General features: G+C 69.0%; 16 protein-coding genes. 8 read left to right on the top strand and 8 right to left on the bottom strand.

The window, feature by feature from the left end; translation table 11 throughout:
* Nucleotides 1-93 precede the first annotated feature (93 nt).
* The 8 genes from ACKOQ4_RS15250 to dnaA form a co-directional block, all read right to left on the bottom strand.
* Complete coding sequence (locus ACKOQ4_RS15250) at nucleotides 94-795, bottom strand: DUF3566 domain-containing protein (protein WP_526293304.1); 702 nt, start codon at nucleotides 793-795, stop codon at nucleotides 94-96.
* 31 nt (nucleotides 796-826) lie between these two features.
* The gene (gyrA, locus tag ACKOQ4_RS15245; RefSeq protein WP_526293302.1) at nucleotides 827-3,337 is read right to left on the bottom strand and encodes a DNA gyrase subunit A; all 2,511 of its coding nucleotides are present in this window, start codon (nucleotides 3,335-3,337) and stop codon (nucleotides 827-829) included.
* A gap of 26 nt (nucleotides 3,338-3,363) precedes the next feature.
* Entirely contained in the window at nucleotides 3,364-5,397 is a 2,034-nt protein-coding gene (gene gyrB, locus ACKOQ4_RS15240) for a DNA topoisomerase (ATP-hydrolyzing) subunit B (protein ID WP_526293300.1), read from the bottom strand.
* Nucleotides 5,398-5,639: 242 nt separating this feature from the next.
* The gene (locus tag ACKOQ4_RS15235; protein ID WP_526293298.1) at nucleotides 5,640-6,200 is read right to left on the bottom strand and encodes a DUF721 family protein; all 561 of its coding nucleotides are present in this window, start codon (nucleotides 6,198-6,200) and stop codon (nucleotides 5,640-5,642) included.
* A complete protein-coding gene (gene recF / locus ACKOQ4_RS15230) occupies nucleotides 6,197-7,339 on the bottom strand; it encodes a DNA replication/repair protein RecF (RefSeq protein ID WP_526293296.1) in 1,143 nt (380 codons plus the stop codon). Before recF ends, ACKOQ4_RS15235 begins: the two co-directional genes overlap by 4 nt.
* Before the next feature lie 14 nt (nucleotides 7,340-7,353).
* A complete protein-coding gene (gene gnd / locus ACKOQ4_RS15225; RefSeq protein ID WP_526293294.1) occupies nucleotides 7,354-8,247 on the bottom strand; it encodes a phosphogluconate dehydrogenase (NAD(+)-dependent, decarboxylating) in 894 nt (297 codons plus the stop codon).
* A gap of 26 nt (nucleotides 8,248-8,273) precedes the next feature.
* The gene (gene dnaN / locus ACKOQ4_RS15220; protein WP_526293292.1) at nucleotides 8,274-9,464 is read right to left on the bottom strand and encodes a DNA polymerase III subunit beta; all 1,191 of its coding nucleotides are present in this window, start codon (nucleotides 9,462-9,464) and stop codon (nucleotides 8,274-8,276) included.
* Between the two features lie 443 nt (nucleotides 9,465-9,907).
* Nucleotides 9,908-11,404 (bottom strand): chromosomal replication initiator protein DnaA, encoded by a 1,497-nt coding sequence (gene dnaA / locus ACKOQ4_RS15215; protein WP_526293290.1) that lies wholly within the window; start codon nucleotides 11,402-11,404, stop codon nucleotides 9,908-9,910.
* A gap of 430 nt (nucleotides 11,405-11,834) precedes the next feature.
* Here dnaA and rpmH point away from each other — a divergent pair, with 430 nt between their 5' ends.
* The 8 genes from rpmH to ACKOQ4_RS15175 all read left to right on the top strand — a co-directional run bounded on the left by rpmH (nucleotide 11,835) and on the right by ACKOQ4_RS15175 (nucleotide 16,852).
* Complete coding sequence (gene rpmH, locus ACKOQ4_RS15210) at nucleotides 11,835-11,978, top strand: 50S ribosomal protein L34 (RefSeq protein WP_019735309.1); 144 nt, start codon at nucleotides 11,835-11,837, stop codon at nucleotides 11,976-11,978.
* Between the two features lie 31 nt (nucleotides 11,979-12,009).
* Nucleotides 12,010-12,363, top strand: a complete 354-nt coding sequence (gene rnpA, locus ACKOQ4_RS15205) for a ribonuclease P protein component (RefSeq protein WP_526293288.1) — start codon at nucleotides 12,010-12,012, stop codon at nucleotides 12,361-12,363.
* Between the two features lie 68 nt (nucleotides 12,364-12,431).
* Nucleotides 12,432-12,641: a membrane protein insertion efficiency factor YidD gene (yidD, locus tag ACKOQ4_RS15200; protein WP_526293310.1), complete on the top strand. Its 210-nt coding sequence runs from the start codon at nucleotides 12,432-12,434 to the stop codon at nucleotides 12,639-12,641.
* Between the two features lie 43 nt (nucleotides 12,642-12,684).
* Nucleotides 12,685-13,719 (top strand): membrane protein insertase YidC, encoded by a 1,035-nt coding sequence (yidC, locus tag ACKOQ4_RS15195; RefSeq protein WP_526293308.1) that lies wholly within the window; start codon nucleotides 12,685-12,687, stop codon nucleotides 13,717-13,719.
* 11 nt (nucleotides 13,720-13,730) lie between these two features.
* On the top strand, nucleotides 13,731-14,255 hold the full coding sequence (locus ACKOQ4_RS15190; protein ID WP_526293286.1) for a Jag family protein: 525 nt from the start codon (nucleotides 13,731-13,733) through the stop codon (nucleotides 14,253-14,255).
* 31 nt (nucleotides 14,256-14,286) lie between these two features.
* Complete coding sequence (gene rsmG, locus ACKOQ4_RS15185) at nucleotides 14,287-14,970, top strand: 16S rRNA (guanine(527)-N(7))-methyltransferase RsmG (protein WP_526293284.1); 684 nt, start codon at nucleotides 14,287-14,289, stop codon at nucleotides 14,968-14,970.
* Entirely contained in the window at nucleotides 14,967-15,896 is a 930-nt protein-coding gene (locus ACKOQ4_RS15180) for a ParA family protein (protein ID WP_526293282.1), read from the top strand. The genes rsmG and ACKOQ4_RS15180 overlap by 4 nt, the downstream gene beginning before the upstream one ends.
* Complete coding sequence (locus ACKOQ4_RS15175; RefSeq protein WP_526293280.1) at nucleotides 15,893-16,852, top strand: ParB/RepB/Spo0J family partition protein; 960 nt, start codon at nucleotides 15,893-15,895, stop codon at nucleotides 16,850-16,852. The genes ACKOQ4_RS15180 and ACKOQ4_RS15175 overlap by 4 nt, the downstream gene beginning before the upstream one ends.
* Nucleotides 16,853-16,957: the final 105 nt, after the last annotated feature.

Below are 16,957 nucleotides of genomic sequence, written 5' to 3'. Positions count from 1 at the left end.
ACCTCCGACCTCTTCGTTATCAGCGAAGCGCTCTAACCGCCTGAGCTATAGGCCCGCACGAATGCGCGACGAGACTACCGCACCCGCGGGCGGCTAGTCCAAGTCAGCCAGCGTGACCTCGACCCCGCCGACGATGTCGGTACTGAGGTTGTAGATGTAGGCGCCCGCGGTGGCCATGGCCGTCAGCAGCACGATGTTCACCAGACCGATCAGGGCGGCGCCGCCGAAGATCGACGATGCCGACACCAGGTCGGTCCCGCCGCCGCTGCCGCTGGTCAGCAGGTCTCCGACATTGCTGTTGAGTTTGTTCCACACCCCCATGGCCCCGAGCACGAGGTAAAGGAATGCCACCGCGATCATCCACACGAAGAACAGCGCCACGTTGAGCAGCAACGACACCTTCAGCGCGCTCCACGGGTCGATGCGGCGGATCTGCATGCTGGCCCGCAGCGGACCACGCTGCGCGCCGGCGACCTGGATGCGCGAGGTCGGGGCGGTGAGTGTGGCCGCGGCGTGCCGGGCCTGCTGGGGCGGCCTGGGCACCGGCCCGGAGAGGTCGGGCAGTTCACTCGGGATGGGCTCGACGACGCTGAGGTCGGTCCGTTGCCCGGTGGGGTTCAGCCCGGACAGGTCCGGTGCTGCGGTGCCGGTCACGTAGCGCTGGGTGGCCGCGGGCCGCACCGGCGCGCCGTCGGTGCGGGGGCGGACGCTGTTCTGCCAGGGCGGGACGTCGGTATAGACGTCCGCCGGGCGCTCGCCCGTCCCGGGCTGACCCGGCTCGTTCGGTGAACTCACCGCTTCTCCTTCGTCGTCCCGCCGTCCGGCGCTACTCGGCGCCGTCCTCCCCGGCACGATCCTCCGGGTCGTCCTGTTCGTCGGCGTTTCGGGCAATGGCTATCAGTGTGTCGCCCTCACCCAGGTTCATCAAGCGAACGCCCTTGGTCTGGCGTCCGGCCTTGCGAACCTGTCGTGCCGCGGTGCGGATCACTCCGCCGCCCGAGGTGATCGCGTACAACTCGCTGTCGTCGTCGACCACCAGGGCGCCCACCAGACTGCCACGGCGGGCGTCGTACTGGATGGTCAGGATCCCTTTACCGCCCCGGCCCTGGGCGCTGTACTCCTCGATCGCGGTGCGCTTGGCGTACCCGCCGGCCGTCGCGACCAGCAGATATGTGCCCTCCCGCACCACGTTGAGGCTCAGCAGCCGGTCGTCGGCGTTGAACCGCATGCCCTGCACCCCGGAGGTGGCGCGGCCCATCGGGCGCAGCGCCTCGTCGGTGGCCGAGAACCGGATCGACTGGCCCTTGGCGCTGACCAGCAGCAGGTCGTCGTCGGCCGAGCACAGCACCGCGCCGACCAGTTCGTCGCCGTCACGCAGGTTCACCGCCACGATGCCACCGGAGCGGTTGGAGTCGAAGTCGGTCAGCTTGGACTTCTTGACCAGGCCGTTGCGGGTGGCCAGCACCAGGTACGGCGCGTCCTCGTAGCTCTTGATCTGGATGACCTGGGCGATGCGCTCATCGGGCTGGAACGCCAGCAGGTTGGCCACGTGCTGGCCGCGCGCGGTGCGCAGCGCCTCGGGCAACTCATAGGCCTTGGCCCGGTACACCCGGCCCTGGGTGGTGAAGAACAGGATCCAGTCGTGGGTGGAGCACACGAAGAAGTGCCGCACGATGTCGTCCTGCTTGAGTCCGGCGCCCTGCACGCCCTTGCCGCCGCGCTTCTGGCTGCGGTAGAGGTCGGTCTTGGTGCGCTTGGCGTAGCCGGTCTCGGTGATGGTGACGACGACGTCCTCGCGGGCGATGAGGTCCTCGTCGGACACCTCGCCGTCGGCGGCGACGATCTTGCTGCGCCGGTCGTCGCCGTGCGTGTCGACGATCTCGGCGAGTTCGTCGCGCACGATCGCGCGCTGGCGCTCCGGCTTGGCCAGGATGTCCTCGAGGTCGGCGATCTCCTTCTCGATCGCGGCCAGGTCGTCGATGATCTTCTGGCGCTCCAGGGCCGCCAGCCGGCGCAGCTGCATGTCCAGGATCGCCTGGGCCTGGATCTCGTCGATGTCGAGCAGTTCGATCAGTCCGGCCCGGGCGACGTCGACGGTCTCCGAGGCGCGGATCAGCGCGATCACCTCGTCGAGGGCGTCGAGGGCTTTGACCAGGCCGCGCAGGATGTGGGCCCGCTCGTTGGCCTTGCGCAGCCGGTAGGTGGTGCGCCGCACGATCACGTCGAGCTGGTGCTCGACGTAGAGGCGGATCATCTGGTCCAGCCGCAGCGTGCGCGGGACGCCGTCGACGATGGACAGCATGTTGGCGCCGAAGCTGGTCTGCAGCTGGGTGTGCTTGTAGAGGTTGTTCAGCACCACCTTGGCGACCGCGTCGCGCTTGATCTCCACGACGATGCGCAGGCCGACCCGGTCGCTGGACTGGTCCTCGATGTTGGAGATGCCGGCCAGCTTGCCCTCGCGGACCTGGTCGGCGATCGAGGTGATGAAGTTGTCGTGGTTGACCTGATACGGCAGCTCGGTGATGACGATCGAGGTTCGCCCGCGGGAGTCCTCCTCGATCTCCACCACCCCGCGCATCCGGATCGATCCGCGGCCCGTGGTGTAGGCGTCGACGATGCCCTGGGTTCCGGCGATCAGGCCGGCGGTGGGGAAGTCGGGCCCCTTGACCCGCTCCATGCACGCGGCGAGGGTGGCCTCCTCGTCGGCGTCGTGGTTCTCCAGGCACCAGTTGACGGCCTGGGCGAGCTCGCGCAGGTTGTGCGGCGGGATGTTGGTGGCCATGCCCACCGCGATGCCACCGGATCCGTTGGCCAGCAGATTGGGGAACCGGCTCGGCAGAACGGTGGGCTCCTGCACCCGGCCGTCGTAGTTGGGGATGAAATCGACTGTCTCCTCGTCGATTTCGCGCAGCATCTCCATCGCCAGCGGAGTGAGGCGGGCCTCGGTGTACCTCATGGCGGCCGGCGGGTCGTTGCCCGGCGAACCGAAGTTGCCCTGCCCGTCCACCAGTGGATAGCGCAGCGACCACGGCTGAGCCATCCGGACCAGGGTGTCGTAAATGGAGGCGTCGCCGTGCGGGTGGTAGTTGCCCATCGTCTCGGCGACCGACCGGGCCGACTTGGCGTGGCTGCGGTCGGGACGGAAACCGGAGTCGTACATCGCATAGAGCACCCGCCGGTGCACCGGCTTGAGGCCGTCGCGCACCTCCGGCAGGGCCCGGCCGACGATGACGCTCATCGCGTAGTCGATGTAGCTGTTCTGCATCTCCTGCTGGATATCGACCGGTTCGATCCGGTCGCCGGCAGTCCCGTCGGGGGGCAGGGTGGTGTCGGTCATCAGTGTCAGTCCCTATCGACTATCGACTAAACGTCAAGGAAGCGAACGTCTTTGGCGTTGCGGGTGATGAAGCTGCGCCGCGCCTCGACGTCGTCTCCCATCAGTACGGAGAACAACTCGTCGGCGGCGGCGGCGTCGTCGAGGGTGATTTGGCGCAGCACACGCACCGCCGGGTCCATGGTGGTCTCCCACAACTCCTTGGCATCCATCTCGCCGAGGCCCTTGTACCGCTGGATGCCGTCGTCCTTGTTGATCTTCTTGCCGGCCTTCATACCGGCCTCCAGCAGGCCGTCCCGCTCGCGGTCGGAGTAGGCGAACTCCGGCTCGGTGCGCTGCCACTTGAGCTTGTACAGCGGCGGCTGGGCCAGGAAGACGTGGCCGTGCTCGATCAGCGGCTTCATGAACCGGAAGAGCAGGGTCAGCAGCAGTGTGGAGATGTGCTGGCCGTCGATGTCGGCGTCGGCCATCAGCACGATCTTGTGGTAGCGCAGCTTGGCGATGTCGAACTCGTCGTGGATGCCGGTGCCCAGGGCGGTGATGATGGCCTGGACCTCGGTGTTCTTCAGCACCCGGTCGATGCGCGCCTTCTCGACGTTGATGATCTTGCCGCGCAGCGGCAGGATCGCCTGGAACATCGAGTCCCGGCCGCTCTTGGCCGAGCCGCCGGCCGAGTCGCCCTCGACAACGTACAGTTCCGAGGCCCTCGGGTCGGTGGAGCGGCAGTCGGCGAGCTTTCCGGGCAGGCCGCCGATGTCGGTGGCGCTCTTGCGCCGCACCAGCTCGCGGGCCTTGCGCGCTGCGATCCGGGCCTGGGCCGACGAAACGGCTTTGTTCACAATGATTTTGGCGTCCGCAGGGTTGGACTCGAACCAGTGCGTGAGCTGCTCGTTGCAGACCTTCTGAACGAACGACTTCACTTCGGTGTTGCCCAGTTTCGTCTTGGTCTGGCCCTCGAACTGCGGTTGGGCCACCTTGACCGAGATCACCGCGGCCAGGCCCTCGCGGATGTCGTCGCCGGTGAGGTTGGCGTCTTTCTCCTTGAGCAGTTTCTTGTCCTTGGCGTACTTGTTGACCACGCCGGTCAGCGCCGCACGGAAACCCTCCTCGTGGGTGCCACCCTCGTGGGTGTTGATGGTGTTGGCGAAGGTGAAGACCGACTCCTGATAGCCCTCGTTCCACTGCATGGCCACCTCGACCTCATGGCCCTCGCCCTTGCCGCCGAAGTCCACCACGCTGGTGTGGATCGACTTCTTGGTGCGGTTGATGTGCTTGACGAAGTCGACCAGGCCGCCGGGGTAGTGGAAGGTGCGTTGCATGACCTTCTTGGCGGGGGCGGACTTCTCGGCGGCGAGTGCGTCGGCGGACTTGGGCGCTTCGGCGGTGTCGCTGACGACCTCGTCGACGACCTCCTCGGGCATCACCCGCTCGTCGGTGAGGGTGATGGTCAGGCCCTTGTTGAGGAAGGCCATCTCGCGTAGCCGCTGCTCGACGGTGTCGAAGTCGTAGTCGGTGGTCTCGAAGATGTTCGGGTCGGCCCAGAACCTGATGGTGGTGCCGGTCTTCTTGGTCTTCTCGCCCTGCTTGATGCTGCCCGGAACCGAATTGTCGTAGGTCTGGAACCACTCGTGCCCGTCGCGGCAGATGTCGGCCTCCAGCCGGGTGGACAACGCGTTGACCACCGAGACCCCGACGCCGTGCAGACCGCCGGAGACCTGGTAGGCGCCCTCCTCGAACTTGCCGCCGGCGTGCAGGACGGTCATCACGACGTCGACGGTCGGCACACCGGAGTCGTGCATGGCCACCGGGATGCCGCGGCCGTTGTCGCAGACCTCCACCCCGCCGTCGTCGAGCAGCCGGACGTCGACCTGGTTGGCGAACCCGGCCATCGCCTCGTCGACGGCGTTGTCCACGACCTCCCAGATCAGGTGGTGCAGCCCGCGCCGGCCGGTGGAGCCGATGTACATGCCGGGGCGTTTGCGGACAGCCTCCAGTCCCTCGAGGATCTTGATCGAGTCCGCGCCGTATCCGGTGTCGGGTTTCTTCTTCTTCGGGGCAGCCACGGCCGGACGGTTCTCCTCGGGATTGAGCGAGGCGCGGCCCCTGCTGGAACGAGCCGCGCGGACATCTGCTCCCAGTCTACCGGGAAGGTGGGACAGGACCGATTCTGCGGCGGCGTTTCCACACAGCTAATTGCGCCGTACGCGCGCAATCCCCGGTCCATGTGCCAGCGAACGGCCGACACGCCCGTCTGCGGGGTTTTGGTGCCCCTGAGGCCGGTGTGATAGGGGCGCTCCGGGGGGCGTCAGCCGTAGGTGTCGCGCGGTCCGCGCCCGGAGATGTGGCGGGGTCCCTTGCGCCAGGACGGGGCCGTGGGTCCGGTGATCTTCAGGGCCTTCACCACGCCGTCGCCGACGGCGGCGGCGATCTTCGCCAGCAGCTGGGACTGCACCATCCGCAGCTGGGTGGCCCACGCGGTCGACTCGGCCGAGACGCTGAGCACCCCGTCGCGCAGGGCGACGGGGATGGCGTGCTCGGCGATCTGCTCGCCGACCACCTGCGGCCACTGCGCGAAGACCGTGCCCTCGGCCACCCGGGGGGACCAGCCCCGGGTCTTGGCCAGCTCCCGGGCGACCCCGCCGAGCGGTTGCGGGTCCCGGGCGTCCGGGCCCGGGCCCGACCAGCGCCGGCGGCCCCGCTTGGCGCCGGACCGGGGCGCACCGGGCGCGCGCCGGCCCTGGCCGACCTCCTTGCCCTGGGTGCGGGCGGCGGCGCGAGCCTCCTCCAGCGCCCGGCGGACCAGGTCCATCCCGGCCAGGCCGGCCAGGTGCTCCGGCGGTGTCGGGTCGGCGTCGGGGTCGGTCATAGCTGCACCAGGGCAGAGGCCCGCCCGGTCTCGTCGTCGCGCAGGGTGACCCCGATCCGGGTGGCGTCCCAGTCCTCGGGGATGTCCTCGCCCACCGCGGCGGTCACCAGGACCTGCTCGGCCCCGGCCGCGACTCCGGCCAGCGCCCGCCGGCGGGCGGCATCCAGTTCGGCGAACACGTCGTCGAGGATGAGCACCGGTTCGCTGCCCTCGCCGCGCAGCAGTTCATAGGCCGCCAGCCGCAAAGCCAGTGCCAGCGACCAGGATTCGCCGTGGCTGGCGAACCCCTTGGCCGGCTGGTCGCCCAACCGCAGTTCCAGGTCGTCGCGGTGCGGCCCGACCAGGCACATGCCCCGGTCCAGTTCGGCGTCGCGGCGGCGGGCCAGGGCGGACAGCAGTTCGGCCCGCAGATACTCGGGGTCGGTCTGATCGACGTCGACGCCGCTGCGGTAGGCGATGCCGGCCGGGCGGGACGCAGGAGCCAGCACCTGGTAGGCCTTCTCGACCTCGGGGCCGAGCTGGTTGACCAGCGCCAGCCGGGCGGCCATCAGCTGCGCGCCGTGGTCGGCGAGGTGACCGTCCCAGACCTCGAGGGTGTCGAGCACCCCGCGGTCGGATCGCAGCCGCGAGCCGGTCGCCGACTTGAGCAGGGCGGTGCGCTGACGCAGCACCTTGTCGTAGTCGGCCCGTACCCCGGCGATGGCCGGCCGTCGCACGGTGGCCAGTTCGTCGAGGTAGCGCCGGCGCTCGCCGGGGTCTCCACGCACCAGGGCCAGGTCCTCGGGGGCGAACAGCACCGCCCGCACCGCTCCCAGCACTTCGCGGGTGCTGCGCACCGGGGAGCGGTTCAGCCGGGCCTTGTTGGCCCGGCCGGCGGCGATCTCGATGTCGACGGCCAGTTCGCGCCCATCGCTGACCACGATGGTCGACACCACCGCCCGCTCGGCGCCGGTCCGGATCAACGGCGCGTCCGTCGCCACCCGGTGTGACCCCAGGGTCGCCGAATACCACAGCGCCTCAACGAGATTGGTCTTGCCGTAGCCGTTCTGGCCGACGAACACCGTCCGGCCCGGTTCCAGGTCCACCTCGACGTGGGCCCAGGAGCGGAAGTCGCGCAGCGCCAGGTGACGGACGTACATGGTGTCGGGCCGGGCTACCCGGACAGCGGCACCCGTTTGACCGCGTGCCCGCCGAACTGGTTGCGCAGTGCGGAGACCGCCTTCATGGTGGGCGACTGGTCCTGGCGGGAGGCGAACCGCGCGAACAGCGACGCGGCGATCACCGGGGTGGGCACCCGGTGGTGGATGGCCTCCTCCACCGTCCAGCGCCCCTCGCCGGAGTCCTCGGTGTAGTCCGAGATGTCGGCGAAGTCGGGGTCCTCCTTGAGCGCCTTGGCCAGCAACTGCTGCAGCCAGGACCGCACCACGGTGCCGTTGGTCCAGGCCTGGATGACCGCCTGGGTGTCGGTGATCAGCGGCTCGGACTTGAGCAGCTCGTAGCCTTCGGCGTAGGCGTGCATCAGGCCGTACTCGATGCCGTTGTGCACCATCTTGGCGTAGTGGCCGGCGCCGACCGGGCCGGCGTGGACGAACCCGTCGGCGGCCGGACCGGCCGGCCGCAAGGTGTCGAAGATGGGCATCATCCGGGCGATGTTCTCGTCGCTGCCGCCGACCATCAGGCCGTAGCCCTCGGTCAGTCCCCAGATGCCGCCGGAGACCCCCGCGTCGACGAACCCGATGCCGCGCTGGGCCAGCAACTCGGCGTGCGGGCCGTCCTCGGTGTAGCGGGAGTTGCCGCCGTCGACCACCAGATCGCCCGGACTGAGCACCTCGGCCAGGGAGGCGACGGTCTCGTGGGTGATCGGTCCGGAGGGGACCATCACCCACACCACCCGGGGCGCGGACAGGGCCTCGGCCAGGCCGGCCAGGCTCGGCACGTCGGAGACCTCCGGGCGGGGGTCGTACCCGATCACCTCGTGGCCGCCCTGGCGCAGCCGCTCGCGCATGTTGAAACCCATCTTGCCCAGGCCGATCAGACCCATCTGCATGGCGGCGCCTTTCTCGTTCGTCGGTGTCAGCCCGGGAGCCGGACTGGCATGAGCAGGTAGACGTAGTCGGTCTGCATGGCGGGGAAGGGCCCCGTACCGCCCGGCCCGGCGTCGTCCGAGGCGGGCCGTAGCACCGCGGGTTTGCTGGAGGTGGTGAACCCGAAGGTGACCCGGTCGCAGTGCAGTGAGCCCAGCCCGTCGGTGAGGTAGGTGGGATTGAAGGCGATCGTCAACGGCTCCCCGGCGAAGTCGACCGGCAGTTCCTCCTCGGCCATGCCGACGCCGTCGGCGCCCGCGGACAGCCGCAGCACGTCGCGGCCGAACTCCATCCGCACCTGGGCGCCGCGGTCGGCGACCAGGGCCACCCGCTTGATGGCCTCGGTGAGTTCGGCGACCGCGATGGTGGCGACCGCGGTGTGTTCGGTCGGCAACAGCTGCCGGTACTTCGGGAACTCCGTGTCCAGCAGACGGGTGGTGCTGCGCCGCCCACCGCTGCGCATGCCGAGCAGCCGTTCCGCACCGACGGCGGCGCCCGCCCCCATCGCCACGTGGACGTCGGTGCCCGGCGTGACGGCCTTGGCGGCCTCGGCCAGCGTGCGCGCCGGAACCAGCACCGCCGCCTCCATCTCCGGGGCGGTGGTCGACCAGGTGAGTTCACGCACCGCCAGCCGGAACCTGTCGGTGGCGGCCAGCACCACCGTGTCCCCGGCGATCTCCAGCCGGATACCGGTGAGCATCGGCAGGGGGTCGTCGCGGCCGGCGGCGACGGCGACCTGGCCCACCGCCTCGGCGAACACATCCGCGGGCAGCACCCCGGTCTCGGCGGGGAGCTCCGGCAGTGCCGGGTAGTCCTCCACCGGCATCGCCGGCAGCGAGAATTTGGCGTTGCCGCAGTTCAACAGCATCCGGGCGCCGTCGACGTGAACGTCGACCGGTTTGGCCGGCAACGCCCGGGTGATCTCAGAGAGTAGTCTTCCCGACACCAAAACCGTTCCAGGAGAAGCGATTTCAGCCGGGACCTGCGCCTCGGCGGAGACGTCGAAGTCGAAGGCCGAGATGCTAAGCCCCTGCTCCGAACCGGTGATGAGGACGCCGGCGAGGACCGGATTGGAGGGCGGCCTGGACGGCAGGCTGCGGGCGACCCACGCCACGGCATCGGCGAAGTCCTCGCGCACGAGGCGAAACCTCAAGTCGGAGCCAACCGTCGTGGTCGCCACGTCCATAGTGTCCCTTCATCACCCCGCGCAGCCGCGAACGGGCGGTGCAGACCAACCGTAGAGGGTCGACGGTGATCTTGAAAGGTATTCGATGGGGGCGACAGGACGGCCGGCGCGGGCGCCGAACCGGTGCGCCGGCGAACTTTCCCCAGGGGTGTTCTTCTGAGAAGAAAAGATCGGAGATATTCCAGTATCAGTAATAGGGGCTGTGCAGGTTGTGGATGACTATCCGAACGGACTGCTCGGAGGGGATCAGCGGCTGTGAGTCGGGTGGGGACTGCTGGCCGGCCGGCGGCGGGAGGCTGTGGAACGCGGTGTGTTCGTGAGGGTCATCCCACGCCGCCGGGGTGTCTGTCCCCAGGATTGTCCACAACCTGTTCACAACAACTGTTGTGACTGGTGAGACGTGTGGTGGCTAAAGTTTTTTGGGGATCGAGCGGGTTTCAGCGCTTGGACCGCTGCCGGATGCGGGTGGTGAGCTCCTTGACGTGATCGAAGACCTCCCGGCGGTAGGCCATCTCGCCGAGGATCTTCTTCTGCGCGTACATCACGGTGGTGTGGTCGCGGCCGAACGCCTGGCCGATCTTGGGCAGCGAAAGATCGGTGAGTTCGCGGCACAGGTACATCGCGATCTGGCGGGATTGGGCCAGGGCCCGGGTCTTTCCGGGGCCGCGGAGTTCCTCGACGGTGGTGTCGAAGTAGTCCGCGGTGGCGGCCATGATCATCGCCGCGCTGATCTGGGCGGTGCCGGCGTCGGCGATCAGGTCGCGCAGCACGATCTCGGCCAGCGAGGTGTCTATCGCCGTCTTGTTCAGCGAGGCGAAGGCGGTGACCCGGATCAGCGCTCCCTCGAGTTCGCGGATGTTGCGCTCGATGCTGCTGGCGATCAGCTCGAGGACGTCGTCGGGCACAGCCAGTCGCTCCATCTGCGCCTTCTTGCGCAGGATGGCGATGCGGGTCTCGAGTTCCGGGGGCTGGACGTCGGTGATCAGTCCCCACTCGAACCGGGTCCGCAGCCGGTCTTCCAGGGTGGCCAGTTGCTTGGGCGGCCGGTCGGAGGAGATGACGATCTGCTTGTTGGCGTTGTGCAGGGTGTTGAAGGTGTGGAAGAACTCCTCCTGGATGCCTTCCTTGCCCTCGATGAACTGGATGTCGTCGACCAGCAGCACGTCGATGTCGCGGTAGCTGCGCTTGAAGGCGACCTTGCGGTCGTCGCGCAGGGAGTTGATGAAGTCGTTGGTGAATTCCTCGGTGGAGACGTATTTGACCCGCATGCCCGGGAACAGCCGCTGGGCGTAGTTGCCGGCGGCGTGCAGCAGGTGGGTCTTGCCCAGGCCGGACTCACCCCAGATGAACAGCGGGTTGTAGGCGCGGGCCGGGGCCTCGGCGATGGCCAGGGCGGCGGCGTGGGCGAACCGGTTGGACGCGCCGATGATGAACGTCTCGAAGGTGTAGCGCCGGTTGAGGCTGCTGGTCGGAGACGGTTCGTCGGCGGGGCTGGTGCGCGGACGCTCCGCGACGTAGCTGGGCCAGTTCTCCGCGGCGTCGTCGGCGGGGTCGCGCTCGGCGTCGATCTCGTCGAGGTCGAAGTCGCTGAGCGGGATGTCGTGGTCGAGCGAGTCGTCGGGATGCTGATTGTCGGAGGGCTCGATGCGCACGCCGAGCTCGACGCGTTGGCCGAGGCGCCGGCTGAGGGCATCCATGATGGGAAGGCGCAGATGGCGCTCGATCTCGTTCTGCACGAACGGACTGGGAACAGACAGCAGGGCGAAGCCCTCGGCGATGGTCAGGGGCCGGACCAGCTTGAGCCAGGCCCGCTGTTGCGGGGTGAGTCCGGGGCTGAGCGGGGCCCCGTGATCAGACCAGTCGCCGTCGCCGTTGAGTTCGCCGACGACGGCGTTCCACACCGACGCGAAGTCGGAAGTCGGTCCTTCGGTCACCGACAGATCCCCCTGGTCTCGGCTCGGCTGCGGACCACGCAGATCAGCCGATGGCTGTCCACATAGTTATCCACAGGTGTGTACAGGTTCAGCGATATCCCCGATGTGCAGAACGATGGGCATTAAACGATGGGCATTAAAGGGCAGCGGCGCCGTAAGCCGCAGTTCATCTGCCGCCGCCACCGCTCTGCCAGAAGCTAACAGGTTTCCAGCCGGGTGCCAACAGGAGAGCGGCGAATTATCCACAAGGCCGACGCCGTCGCAGCCAGTGCGGTTTGACCAGCGCAAGCGTCCTCAGTACCCTCGTGGAGTCGCCAAACCACAGGCGGCACGGCAGCGGCCGGTGGACGGGACCGCGCCGGTTCGAGTGAGAACTTAGCAACGGGCGAAGCAGCCGCAGGCTGTCGCCGCAGAACGAGGAGAGACAGCCGTGGCCAAGGGCAAGCGCACCTTCCAGCCGAACAACCGGCGCCGGGCCAGGGTCCACGGGTTCCGGCTGCGGATGCGCACCCGGGCCGGCCGCGCGATCGTGTCAGGCCGGCGCCGCAAGGGCCGTCGTTCGCTGACTGCGTGATTCCCAGTCTGATTCCCAGTCTGATTCCCCAGTGCTCTCGGCGCGCAACCGGATGACACGGTCTGCGGAGTTCGCCCACACCGTTAAACACGGGGTGCGCGCGACGCAGCCCGATCTCGTGGTGCATGCCTATCGTGCAGCTCAGGCGTCGGCACCGCAGGTCGGGTTGATCGTCTCGAAATCCGTTGGGGGAGCGGTTGATCGGCATCGGGTGGCCCGTCGGCTACGCCACGTCGCGCGCACCGTCGTCGACGAACTGGACCCAGCCGACCGGATCGTGGTGCGGGCGCTGCCGAGCAGCTGCGGCGCGGAGTCCGGCCGGTTACAGCAACAGATGCGGGCCGGGGTGTGCCGCGCGCACGCACTGATGGACCGGCACCGGTGAGCGCCGGAACGCGGAGGGCCGGACTGCCGGCCCGCGCGGTGATCGCCGCCATCGAGTTCTACCGGCACATGATCTCGCCGCTGCGGTTGCCTTCGTGCCGGTTCATGCCGACCTGCAGCCAGTACGCGGTGGAAGCCCTCGCCGAGTACGGCCTGCTTCGCGGCGGCTGGCTCAGTGCCGTCCGGCTGGCCAGGTGCGGCCCGTGGCACCGTGGCGGCTGGGATCCGATACCCGAACGCCGCACGGCCGGTGAGACCATCAGGAGCGCCCGTGTTTAACTGGTTCAGCCTCGACTACGTGTACTACCCGGTGTCGGGCATCATGTGGCTCTGGTACAAGCTCTTCGGCGCCCTGCTGGGGCCGAGCAACTTCTTCGCCTGGGCACTGTCGGTGATGTTCCTGGTGTTCAGCCTGCGCGCGGTGCTCTACCGGCCGTTCGTCAAGCAAATCCGCACCACCCGCAAGATGCAGGAGTTGCAACCCCAGATCAAGGCGCTGCAGAAGAAGTACGGCAAGGACCGCCAGCGGATGGCGCTGGAGATCCAGAAGCTGCAGAAGGAACACGACTTCAACCCGATCCTGGGCTGCCTGCCGATGCTGGCGCAGGTCCCGGTGTTCCTCGGGCTCTACCACGTGCTGATGTCGTTCAACCGGACCCAGTCCGGGTTCGGCCGGCTCGGGCTGTCGGTCGAGGAGAACCGGCGCCTGCCCAACTACTTCTTCAGCGCCACCGACGTCGGCCACTTCCTGGATGCGCACCTGTTCGGCGCGCCGATCGGGGCCTCGATGACACAGCAGCACGGCCTGGAGGCGTTCACCGTCTTCAGCCGGCCCGCCGTGGCGGCGGTGTCGATCCCGCTGATGATCGCGGCCGGCATCGCGACGTACTTCAACAGCCGGGCGTCGATCTCCCGGCAGAGCCCGGAAGCCGCGGCCAACCCGCAGACGGCGATGATGAACAAGCTGGCGCTCTACGTGTTCCCGCTGGGCGTCGTGGTCGGCGGCCCGTTCCTGCCGATCGCCATCATCATCTACTGGGTCTCGAACAACATCTGGACCTTCGCCCAGCAGCACCTCGTCTTCGGAAAGATCGAGAAGGAGGAGGCCGCCGCGAAGGAGGAGGCGCTGGCGCGCCGGGCGGCCAACGCCCCGGCCCCGGGAGCCAAGCCGATCCGCAACCGCAAGGACGCCGCGACGGCGCCGCCCGGCTCCGCGCCGTCCGAGGGCGCCGCGCCGGTCGAGTCGGCATCCGTCGAGGACGCGAACGGTTCCCCGCCCACCACTGGCGCCACGCCGACCCGTGCGCCTCGCCCGGGTGCGAGGCCGGCCGGGCGCCCGAAGAAACGCAAACGCTGAAGGGAGACACCATGACTGAGACCGAAACGCAGGATGTCGGCGAGGCCGCCCCGGCGGGCAAGGCGCGCGATCGCGAGGAGCGGTTGGTGGCCGAGGGCGAGATCGCCGGGGACTACCTCGAGGAACTGCTCGACCTGCTCGACTTCGACGGCGACATCGACCTCGACGTCGAGGGCGACCGCGCGATCGTGAGCATTGACGGCGGTGGCGACCTGAACAAGCTGGTCGGGCGCCGAGGCGAGGTGCTCGACGCGCTTCAGGAGCTGACCAGGCTGGCGGTGTTGCAGAAGACCGGCGAGCGCAGCCGGCTCATGCTCGATATCGCCAACTGGCGGCGCGGCCGCCGCGACGAGCTCTCGGCGCTGGGGGAGAAGGTGGCCCGCCGGGTGCTGGACAGCGGCGAGCGCGAGGAGCTCGCCCCGATGACACCGTTCGAGCGCAAGATCGTCCACGACGCGGTCGCCGGGGTGGACGGCGTGCACAGCGAGAGCGAGGGCGTCGAGCCGTCCCGCCGCGTCGTGGTGTTCAAGGACTGAAGTTACATCCGTGTAGTTCGGGGCGGGAGGGATGTTTCACGTGAAACACGCTCCCGCGCCGTGCGCGGCCGCGGCCGAGGTGTTCGGCGACCGGTTGGAGCTGGCCCGCCGGTACGCGGACCTGCTGGCCGGGCCCGGAGTTGAGCGCGGACTGCTGGGTCCCCGGGAGGTGGACCGCCTATGGGAGAGGCATATTCTCAACAGCGCCGCCGTGGGCGAGCTGATCGAGCCGGGCGCCCTGGTGGTCGACGTCGGCAGCGGCGCGGGGCTGCCCGGGCTGCCGCTGGCGATCGCGCGGCCGGACCTGTCGGTGACCCTGGTCGAGCCGATGCAGCGGCGCACCGAGTTCCTCGCCGAAGCGGTGGCCGCACTCGGCCTCGAGGTCGCGGTGGTTCGCGGCCGGGCTGAGGAGCCGGGGGTGCGCGGGCGTGCCGGGGGCGCCGACGTTGTGGTCTCGCGGGCGGTCGCCGAACTGGAGAAGCTGACCCGGTGGAGCCTCCCGCTGCTCCGTGCCGGCGGCCGGATGCTGGCCGTGAAGGGGGAGCGGGCGGAGGCCGAGGTCGCCGAGAGCCGGACCGCGATGGCCCGATTGGGCGCGACCGGGGTCGAGGTGATGAGATGTGGTGCGGGCTATCTGAGGCCGCCGACAACCGTCGTGTCGGCGGTACGGGCCGGCGGAGGTCGTCCTCGCGCTTCGGGAAGGAAGGGACCATGACGCAGCCCCCGTACGGAACCCCGGGCGATGTTTCACGTGAAACGTGGGCGGGGGAGGCGGATACCCCGATCGGAGCCGCCGCCGAGCGCGCGATGCGGGTGCTGCACACCGCGGCCGGCCAGCTGCCGCGGCCGGCCCGGCGCCGGGTCTTCACCGTCGCCAACCAGAAGGGCGGGGTCGGCAAGACGACGACCGCGGTGAACCTGGCGGCCGCCCTGGCGGTCCAGGGACTCAAGACGCTGGTGATCGACCTCGACCCGCAGGGCAATGCGAGCACCGCGCTGGGCATCGCCGATCGGCATTCGGGCACGCCGTCCTCCTACGAGGTTCTGCTGGGTGAGATCCCGGTTCGGGAGGCCATCCGCCAGAGCCCGCACAGTGAGCGGCTGTTCTGCGTTCCCGCCACCATCGATCTCGCGGGCGCGGAGATCGAGCTGGTCAGCATGGTGGCGCGGGAGAACCGGCTGCGCAATGCGCTGGCCGAGTTGGACGAGACCGACTTCGACTACGTGTTCATCGACTGCCCACCCTCGCTGGGCCTGCTGACCATCAACGCACTCGTTGCGGCGCAGGAGGTCCTGATCCCGATCCAGTGCGAGTACTACGCGCTGGAGGGGGTCTCCCAGCTGATGCGCAACATCGAGATGTTCAAGGCCCATCTCAATCCCCGATTGGAAGTGTCCACCGTCCTGCTGACCATGTATGACGGCCGGACCAAGCTGGCCGAACAGGTGGCGTCGGAGGTCCGGCGCTATTTCGGCGACACGGTGCTGGAGACGGTGATACCCCGTAGCGTTAAGGTGTCCGAGGCGCCCGGCTTCGGCATGACGATCATCGACTACGACCCCGGCTCGCGGGGGGCCATGAGCTATCTGGACGCCAGCCGCGAACTGGCACACCGGTCGATCCCTGGGAGTGAAGCATGACAAAGGAGTCGCGGCGCAGGGGCGGCCTCGGCCGCGGCTTGGCCTCGCTCATCCCGACCGGCCCGTCCGACGGGGGACCGCGGCTGGGCGACGCCGCGGCGGATGTCGTGATCGGGGGCAGCCGTGCGGAGGCGGACAACGGCATCGGCGCGGTCTACCGGGAGATCGACCCCGGGCTGATCGAACCCAACCCGAAACAGCCGCGCCAGGTCTTCGATGAGGACGCGCTGGCCGAGCTGGTCCACTCGATCCGCGAGTTCGGCCTGATGCAGCCCGTCGTGGTCCGGGAGGTGCCGGGAGCCGGCCGCTATCAGCTGGTGATGGGGGAGCGGCGCTGGCGGGCCTCGCAGCAGGCCGGGATGGCCACGATACCGGCGATCGTCCGGGAGACCACCGACGGGGATCTGCTCCGCGACGCGCTGCTGGAGAACATCCACCGGGCGCAACTGAACCCGCTGGAAGAGGCCGCGGCCTACCAGCAGCTCCTCGACGAGTTCCAGGTCACCCACGAGGAGTTGGCCGCGCGCATCGGCCGATCCCGGCCGCTGATCACCAACATGATCCGGCTGCTGCGGCTGCCGATCCCGGTCCAGCGCCGGGTCGCCGCGGGCGTGCTGTCGGCCGGCCACGCCCGGGCGCTGGTGGCACTGGAGGGCGGCCCGGAGGCCCAGGAGGAACTCGCCGCGCGGATCGTGGCCGAGGGCCTGTCGGTGCGGGCCACCGAGGAGGCGGTCACGCTGGCCAACCGCGCCGGCGGCGGACCGTCGGGTCCCAGGCGCCGCAAGCCCGTCCAGGTCGCCGGGCTCCAGGACGTCGCCGAGCGGTTGTCGGGCGTCTACGACACCCGCGTGACGGTCAGCCTGGGCAAGCGCAAAGGCAAGATCGTCGTCGAATTCGGCTCGGTGGAGGACCTGGAGCGGATCGTCGGACTGATGAACCGGTCGGCGACCGCTTAGGGACGATCCACCACCCGGGGCCGTTACGTCACTGTGACAATATTGCTCCCCCGCCGTTGCCGGCCAGGCGAATCCGTAAGGGCCGCAACGGATTTGGTGTTCGGA

It is taken from the genome of Mycobacterium sp. (assembly GCF_046095365.1).
Taxonomy (GTDB): Bacteria; Actinomycetota; Actinomycetes; order Mycobacteriales; family Mycobacteriaceae; genus Mycobacterium.
The sequence above is the reverse complement of the archived record's forward strand: the minus strand, read 5'-3'. Positions and strand labels throughout refer to the sequence as shown.

Coding starts and splice junctions, on each gene's coding strand:
- gyrA (WP_526293302.1), bottom strand. CDS start 3,337: ATGACCGACACCACCCTGCCCCCCGACGGGACTGCCGGCGACCGGATC.
- ACKOQ4_RS15235 (WP_526293298.1), bottom strand. CDS start 6,200: ATGACCGACCCCGACGCCGACCCGACACCGCCGGAGCACCTGGCCGGC.
- recF (WP_526293296.1), bottom strand. CDS start 7,339: ATGTACGTCCGTCACCTGGCGCTGCGCGACTTCCGCTCCTGGGCCCAC.
- gnd (WP_526293294.1), bottom strand. CDS start 8,247: ATGCAGATGGGTCTGATCGGCCTGGGCAAGATGGGTTTCAACATGCGC.
- yidD (WP_526293310.1), top strand. CDS start 12,432: ATGATCTCGCCGCTGCGGTTGCCTTCGTGCCGGTTCATGCCGACCTGC.
- yidC (WP_526293308.1), top strand. CDS start 12,685: ATGTGGCTCTGGTACAAGCTCTTCGGCGCCCTGCTGGGGCCGAGCAAC.
- ACKOQ4_RS15190 (WP_526293286.1), top strand. CDS start 13,731: ATGACTGAGACCGAAACGCAGGATGTCGGCGAGGCCGCCCCGGCGGGC.
- rsmG (WP_526293284.1), top strand. CDS start 14,287: ATGTTTCACGTGAAACACGCTCCCGCGCCGTGCGCGGCCGCGGCCGAG.
- ACKOQ4_RS15180 (WP_526293282.1), top strand. CDS start 14,967: ATGACGCAGCCCCCGTACGGAACCCCGGGCGATGTTTCACGTGAAACG.
- ACKOQ4_RS15175 (WP_526293280.1), top strand. CDS start 15,893: ATGACAAAGGAGTCGCGGCGCAGGGGCGGCCTCGGCCGCGGCTTGGCC.